Genomic DNA, 7288 nt, shown 5'->3' with positions numbered 1-7288 from the left:
CTCTATCCCGAACTCCCCGAAAGCGCCCCCGCGCTACCCAACACCACCAACACAACGGTCAGCTGACCCCCAACACCACGACGAGGGACACGACCGCGAGAAGTGCCGCGCTTCCACGACGAGATCAACGGAACCGGGTCGGATGTCGTGCACTACCGGGGGCAGCCGGGCCCGGGTGTCCTGCGCTACGCGGGGCCGAGCCAGATCCAGCTGGAGGCGCTGGACGACCGCCTCGCCTACGGGGAGACGGTGACCGAGAGCCGCGCCGGGGAGCATACGTTCCAGTGGCCGGGCCGCGGCTACTACCAGGTGCGCTCGACGGGGCCATGGAGCCTGTCCGCCGCGTGTTGAAGCGCAGTCTGCCGCGGCCGAAGGACATGCCCCGCTGGGCACACCGTTGGCGAAGTCATCGAGGCTCCGTCGCGGACCGCCGAGGTGGCCAGGCCGGCGTTTCCGAAGGGTTGAACTGCAGCACCGACACAACCGCCAATTGATCCGGTGGCCATACGGGTTGACCGCGCGCAGGGAAGAGATCCGCGAAGTCCTCAGCGGCGAAGAGCGGCCCGATCACTTCCTGGATTCGCATGCGCCGACCGGGCGCCCGGCATCGTCACCGAGGGAATCGTCCGAGCCGCCCGTGACCTGCTGTCCGGCCCGGCGGGCGCGGAGGGCGGCACTTCGTACCGGCCTGGTCTCGGGGCCGGCAACCGCCTCCGCCACCTGAACGACTACGAAACATGCCGTTATCGATAACCGAACACAGGGGAAACTCGCGGCTTCGCCGGCGCGGGTACGTTGCCGCAGTCGCATCGCATCCCCCTGCCCGCGCGCTGCGTAAGTCCCCTTCCTCTGTTGTCCGCTCCGTCTGAATCAGGCATCTCGTGACGGCGCGGCCGGGATTCTCAGAAGGAGCTGTCCGTGCTGGACCGATCGCAGGTAGCGCAGACGCGTCGCACGGGCGCCGCCGTTCCTGCTCCGAGCCGCTCCCGGGGACCCCGGCCGGCCTTGGCCTCCTTGCAGGCCATGGCGGGGAACAGGGCCGTCACCGCAGCGATACAGAGGGCGTCGAGTACGTCGGGAACAGAACAGGAACGGGGAAACTTCCCGGAGTTGGAGCGGCTCACGGGTGGTCGTGGTCGGTCGAATTCCGCCCCGGCCATCCTGGGATCGGTCGCTTCGCCGTCGCGGCCCGATGAGGCGGAGCAGGAGGAGCGGCGGCAACGGATGACGGCCGTGGCTTCGGATGCGGCTGTGGAGGGGGTGCGGCGGGGTGAGCGTCGTGAGTTGAGGGCTGCGGTGGCTTCGGATGCGGCTGTGGAGGGGGTGCGGCGGGGTGAGCGTCGTGAGTTGAGGGCTGCGGTGGCTTCGGATGCGGCTGTGGAGGGGGTGCGGCGGGGTGAGCGTCGTGAGATGAGAGCCGCCGTGGCCACGGACGCTGCCGCGGAGGCGCGGCGGCGGCAGGAAGAGGCGGCGGCGGAGACGCGGAGGCAGCGGGAAGAGGAGCAGGAGCAACAAGGGCGGCGGCATCTTGTCGCGGCTGCGGCGAGGCTCAAGAAGGTCACCGGAAAGGTCAGGCAGATCTTCGCCATCGAGTCGAAGGCCGACAAGTCCAAGAAGATTCTCGATCTGCCCGACACAGCGGTCAACCGCATCATCACACCGTCGGAAGGCGGTTTCCGCTCGCAGGCGCAAGCCGCGTCGAACACCAGTCAGTTGCAGGACGCCGCGGTCATCGCACAGGTCGGCGTCGGCGTCAACACACTGACCGACCTCCTTGGGGTACTCAACGACGGACGTGCACTGAAGAGCGCGTACAAGGGCCGCAACGGCACGGGGCCGGGATCCCACAAACCCCGGAAGGACTTGAAGGGCAAATCCCTCGGCCTAGTGCAGAACACCGGCATGGTCGTCGGTGACATCAGCAGCACGGCGAACACGGCGGTGCGCAATATCGGCCACCTGGGCGGGGTGCCCGTTCTGGGAGAGCTGACCGGCGGCGCCAGCGCGTTCTACTCCACGGTGATGGCCATACGCGATGTCCCCGCCGTCTGGAACGCCTACAGCAAGAACCGCGCGCTCGGAGACATGATCGCGGCAGCCCCCGAGGGCGCCTCAGGAGCCGGGAACCGGCTTCAGGACGTACTCGACCAGATGGGACAGGTACAGGATCAGCTCACCCGGGCGAGGGCTCAGCGGGAGCAAGGAGGCAGCAGGCCGGAGGGTTCCGGTGCCGCGGCGGCCCGGATTGCGGCCGTCGCGGACTTCGAGGCGCAGGTCGCCGACCTCACTGGCCAGCTGAAGGCCGAACTCCTCCGGGTGGGCCGGTACGCACAGCACAAGCAGCACACCAGAATGGCCAAGCGCGTCACCAACTTCGGCGGGAACACGGTGCGTGCCGCCGGCGGTGGCCTGGCGATCGCGGCCGCCGCCGGGGCGGTCAGCGGTCCGGCCGCACCCGCCGTGGCCGGCGTGGCCGCGGCCATGCTGCTCGGCAACGCCGCCTACAAGGGGATCAGGGCGGGCAGCAACCGGTATGTCGCGGCGCGGCATCCGGACCGCTGGGCCCGGCCCACGTCGGCTCAGGGCGCCTCCGGTACGGAGCAGACCGAGGCACCCGCGGCGGAGGGCGTCGGACGGGGCGACGCGCTGAAGGAGTTCTTCAAGGTGACGAAGTCCGTCCAGCAGGGCGAGCGTCACTTCATGGCGCAGGAACTCTACGCTCTGGCTGCCGGTCCGAACGTGCCCGTCGGCAGGAACGTTCCCGACGACGTCCGTCAGTCGGCACGTGCGTTGCTTGTCATCCTCAAGGCCGGTCCCTCCCAGCACAACCAGTCGCAGGAGGAGTGGGCGGCTTCGCTCGACGACCCCGAGCAGCAGACCGCCTGGGAGAAGGAGATCACCAACCAGCTCTCCTCGGCGTGAGCCGGTTCGGGTCGGCTGCGGATCCGGCCCAATCGGGTCCGCAGCGGACAAGGCGTCCGCATCTCGCAAGAACCGCGCTTGCCTGCGAGAACGCGGCATCTGCTGCACTGTCCCGGAGAAGGCCGGTCAGGCCCGCAGTCGCAGGATCGTGACTCGCGCGGTGGCTGTCCGCTGTGCGGCAACCGTGCTGGTCGCGGTCATCAATGCACCCCTTGCGACCTGACGGGTGGTTGGACCGGTGCCCCGGTGGCGGGCGACTGGTGCCCCGGCCGCGGGCACGAAGAGAACTCCTGGTGGACGGGTTCACGACTGCATCATGACCGACTCGGATGACGTGGCGCTCACCCGCACGATCGTGCACGCCCGCGCCAACCTCCTGGGCACGCCCCGCGCCGGCCGCCAGTACCGCAACTGCTTATGGACGGCGGCTTCAACGACATCACCGTCGAGGTGCACACCAGCGTGTTCACCGCCCCGGCGGTGCTGCCGCTGCTCACCAGGCTCGCCGAGCCGGCCTGTACGAGCGGCGCCTTCGGCCGCGACCAGGCTGACGAGTGGCTCACCGAGCAGCGCCGACGTGCAGAGACCGACCGCTTCCTCATCGCCATTCCATTCTTCATGGCCGCCGCATCCGCCTGAAGGCTGTCCCGCGATGATCAACCGGCTCGGGCAGTCAGGTTGAGCCGCCCGCCCTGGGTCTGTCGATTCCGCTGGGGCGAGGTGAGCAGCGGGCCGAGTCGGCCAACGATGCGATCAGCTGCCGCCTGCCGCCTGCCGCCTGCCGCCTGCCGCCTGCCGCCTGCCGCCTGCCGCCTGCCGCCTGCCGCCTGCCGCCTGCCGCCTGCCGACCAAGAGATCCTGTCATGCCGTTGTACGACACCGTCCCTGCCGCTGTCCCTGTGCACAGGGAAACTCCCCGCTCGTGCGCGGCCTGCCGATACGGTCAGGGCAGCGGTCGCCCCTCTCGGCCCCGCCGTTGCACCTCGGACATGACCGACGCCGAGTGGCAGGCGCTCGCTCCCGTTTGGCGTTTATCCTCGGCGGGCTTGGTGTTCCTTGATTGACTCGGCGCGGTTGACGGTCTTGCCGATGTCGTGGCGTTTGGCCCGGTGTTTGTTCTTCGAGCCGGGAGGTCGTCCCGGGCCCGGAGTGGACGGCTTCGGTGCGGCTGCCGGGCGAGCCGGAGGCTGTCGCACGGCTCCTGCCCGGTGAAGGTCAAGAGCGGTTCATGGGCGTGTGATTGATGAGCTTGTTGAGGTTGTGCACCGTGCCGAGGAGCTTGATCTCGGCGTCCACCGCGTGGCGGCCGCGGTAGTTGAGGTGCCGTCCGAAGCGTTGGAAGATCTGGGCGAATCCCGGCTCGACCAGGGCACTGCGTTGACGGTACTGGGCCCGTCCTGTCGGGGTGGCGAGGCGGGCCGCCATGTCCTGCTGGCCGGCAGGGGCCTGCTGGCGTTTCGCGGGAAAGCCTGCCTGGTCGGCGTCGCTGGTGACCGAGACCAGTAGCGGGAGGTCGGCGAGGGCCTCGAAGGACGCGGCGGAAGCGTACCCGCTGTCGGCGAGCCAGAGTTGGATGTCGCCGGGGAGCCGTGCGGCCCGGTGATTGTGCTGGGTCTTCTTCACCATCGGAACGAGGGCCGTCCTGTCCGAGGGATTGTCGTGCGCTTCGATGGCCAGCAGGAGCTGACGGCGGGCGCATACGATCTGGATGTTGTATCTCTGCAGGTAACCGCCGCGTTTACCGGGAATCAGCCGGGAGTCGGGATCGCTCAGGCAGGCACGGGAATCCGCGGAGGGAGCTGGCCGGGGTGTGCGGGCCCGCTCCAGCCAGGCCCGCATCTTCACCAGTCGCGTTCGCTGGCGAACGAGGACGGTCTTGTGCTCCATCGGGACCGGCGGCCGTCCGTTCGCTCCACGACGTCCTGCCGCCCGGTCCTCTCGGACACGGAGCTCGTACTTCTTCAGCTTTTCCTGGTGAGCCTCGGTCTCGGCGGCCAGGCGCTTCTCCGCGCGGGTTACCATCCGCTCGGCGGCTTCGACCTTGATCCGGATCTCTGTGGGTGAAGGCATAGCCCGTTCATGCAGTCTGTCCCTGGCCAAGCGGGCCCGAGTGAGCAGGTCGCACAGCCGGGACAGACGAGGCCAGTTGTCGCACGCGTCCTCGCCGTCGTCCTGTGCTGCCGAGCCATCGGCCTCGACGCTCAGCGCATGGTCGACTGCATCCTCCATCAGCGCGTGGATCTCTTTCTCGCCCTGGGAGATGGTTTCCTCCAGGCGCTGGAGCCGCTGGTTGGCGTCGCGTGCGGCGTTCGCCTCCATCGGTGAGCCGTCCACGGCCACCGCCGAAAGATCGACCAGGCCACGTCGACCGCACAGCGACAACACCTGCACGAACAGCGAGTTCAAGGCAGCACGGTGGCGTCGTACGAACCGCGCGACGGTGGAGTGGTCCACTCGGCGGTTCGCGGTGATGATTCGGCAGCCCACGTCGTCCCAGCAAGCCTGCTCGATGCGACGGGAGGAACGTACTCCCTTGCTGTAGCAGTACAGGAGCAACGCAATCAGGCTCGTGGGAGGGTAAGGCACCCCGCCCTGCCCGTCGTCACGGTAGCTGTTCTCGAACGCCGACAGGTCAAGTAGCTCGACGGCGTCGAGCACCTTCCAGCACAGGTGCTCGGGTGGCAGCCACTCCCGCACATCCCGCGGCATCTCAAGATCACGTTCATGGTTGCACGACAAGAAGTTCCGCCCCACCAGCCAAGATTCCACCGCCTCTCTGATCCTCGAAACCGAACAACGAATCGCTCTTGACCTTCACCGGGCAGGAGCCGTGCGACAGCCTCGCGGCCTGTGGGCGGATGTGCCGGAAGTCGCGGCGGACGCGGGCGGGAGTGAGTCTGTCCGCAGGCAGTGGTGCCTCCCAGGGTTGCCGTCGGTCGGCGGCCAGGGTGCGGGCCAGTCGCAGTTGGGTGTAGACGGCGAGGACGAGCCAGGTCCACCGGTCGGCCGCCTCGGGAGTGCGGATCTTGGGACAGGTCCAGCCGAGGGTCTGCTTGAACAGCCGGAAGGTGTGCTCGATGTCGAAGCGTCGCAGGTAGGCCTGCCAGAGGCGGTCGGTGTCGGCCGGGGCGGCGTCGGTGCCCGACCACCACAGCCAGACGGGCTTGGGAATGGCCCCGCTGGGCAGGTGGCCGATGTCCAGACGGATCACCGTGCCCTCCACGATGGGCAGGGCGCCGTCGGCGGCCGTCCAGGAGGAGCGGTGGATCAGCCTGGGGTGCAGCCGGTCCCAGGACCGGGCGGTGGCGGTGCCGTAGAGGCGGGTGTCGGTGACGGTCTCGACGTCCGGGGTGCCCCAGGTGCCGGGCCGTTCGAAGGCGAACTCGCCGCCGTGCCGGGGCGGTCGGCCCATGGTGTGGGGCTGCCGGTCCGGGACGGCCCGCCGCAGGACACGGTCCGAGCGCATCCGGGCCAGCACCTGCACCGGCAGGTCGCCCAGGAGATGGGCGAGGCGGGGTGCGTCGTAGCCGGCGTCCGCGACGACGAGGATGTCCGGCTCGCCCGGAGCCCACTGGCGGGCGGTGATGAGGCGTTCGACCAGGTCACGCAGTTGCCGGGCGGTGACGGTGGCGGTGTCGTCGCCGGGCGCCAGACGCCGCGCGTCCAGGGGTGCGGTCCAGGAACTGCGGCCGGGCTCGAGCGCGCAGACAACGGAGTAGGGCCAGCCAGGTACGGGAATGTGCTGGTCCTTGCCGCGGCCGTAGGTGTGGCACAGGATCCGTTCCGGTGAAGTGTGGGCGTCGGGCCGCAGCCAGCACGTGACATCCACGGCCAGGATGAGCCGGCCGTCGGCGGCTCGCGGCAGCGGCACCGCGGCCAGGGCCCGCTGCAGCCGGCCGGTGTCGATGCGGCCCCTGGCGAGTGCGGCGTAGAGCCCGCCATGGCCGCGGCGGTGTTCGCCCACCAGTGACAGCTCGGCCAGTGACCTCACCGGGCCGTCGCCGCACAGCACCGCGTCGGCCAGCTCGAACAGCCCATCCGAACGGGCAGTGAGACTGCCGTAGAACTCCTCCCGGAAGGATGACAGTTGCGCCAACGGCTCCCGCCGGACGTCACGATGCAGCAGACTCATCCTCACGGCCTTCGTTCTGAAGATGTGTGTTCCTTGGTCGGAGCACATGTTCAGACGAAGGCCGCCTCGCTGTACGGCAGTTACCGGACCGAGTGACCAAGTTCGACGCAACATTCGACGCCACATGTTAAAGATCAAGCTAGGGTCTGTTTTTAAAGATGATCAGGGTCGTGTCATGATCACTTGCCATGGCTCGTGGGGATCTGACGGAAGCGCAGTGGTCGGCGTTGGAGC

General features: G+C 68.7%; 4 protein-coding genes and 2 pseudogenes. 3 read left to right on the top strand and 3 right to left on the bottom strand.

Annotated features, from left to right (window positions below; translation table 11 throughout):
* Positions 1 to 102: 102 nt before the first annotated feature.
* The 3 genes from ACFV6E_RS42580 to ACFV6E_RS42570 all read left to right on the top strand — a co-directional run bounded on the left by ACFV6E_RS42580 (position 103) and on the right by ACFV6E_RS42570 (position 3561).
* Positions 103 to 351, top strand: a complete 249-nt coding sequence (locus ACFV6E_RS42580; protein ID WP_385469133.1) for a hypothetical protein — start codon at positions 103 to 105, stop codon at positions 349 to 351.
* 759 nt (positions 352 to 1110) lie between these two features.
* On the top strand, positions 1111 to 2922 hold the full coding sequence (locus ACFV6E_RS42575) for a hypothetical protein (RefSeq protein WP_385469130.1): 1812 nt from the start codon (positions 1111 to 1113) through the stop codon (positions 2920 to 2922).
* 417 nt (positions 2923 to 3339) lie between these two features.
* Positions 3340 to 3561: a hypothetical protein gene (locus ACFV6E_RS42570; protein ID WP_385469128.1), complete on the top strand. Its 222-nt coding sequence runs from the start codon at positions 3340 to 3342 to the stop codon at positions 3559 to 3561.
* Between the two features lie 392 nt (positions 3562 to 3953).
* Here ACFV6E_RS42570 and ACFV6E_RS42565 read toward each other — a convergent pair.
* From ACFV6E_RS42565 to ACFV6E_RS42555, 3 genes and pseudogenes are all read right to left on the bottom strand, one after another.
* Positions 3954 to 4106: pseudogene (locus tag ACFV6E_RS42565) on the bottom strand (transposase); the annotation flags it as partial.
* A gap of 31 nt (positions 4107 to 4137) precedes the next feature.
* Entirely contained in the window at positions 4138 to 5691 is a 1554-nt protein-coding gene (locus tag ACFV6E_RS42560; RefSeq protein ID WP_385469125.1) for a transposase, read from the bottom strand.
* A gap of 43 nt (positions 5692 to 5734) precedes the next feature.
* Positions 5735 to 7054 (bottom strand): annotated as a pseudogene (locus ACFV6E_RS42555) (NF041680 family putative transposase); the annotation flags it as partial.
* Between the last annotated feature and the right edge of the window lie 234 nt (positions 7055 to 7288).

Source organism: Streptomyces sp. NPDC059785 (assembly GCF_042732375.1).
GTDB lineage: Bacteria > Actinomycetota > Actinomycetes > Streptomycetales > Streptomycetaceae > Streptomyces.
This window is presented reverse-complemented; position numbering and strand designations above follow the sequence as displayed.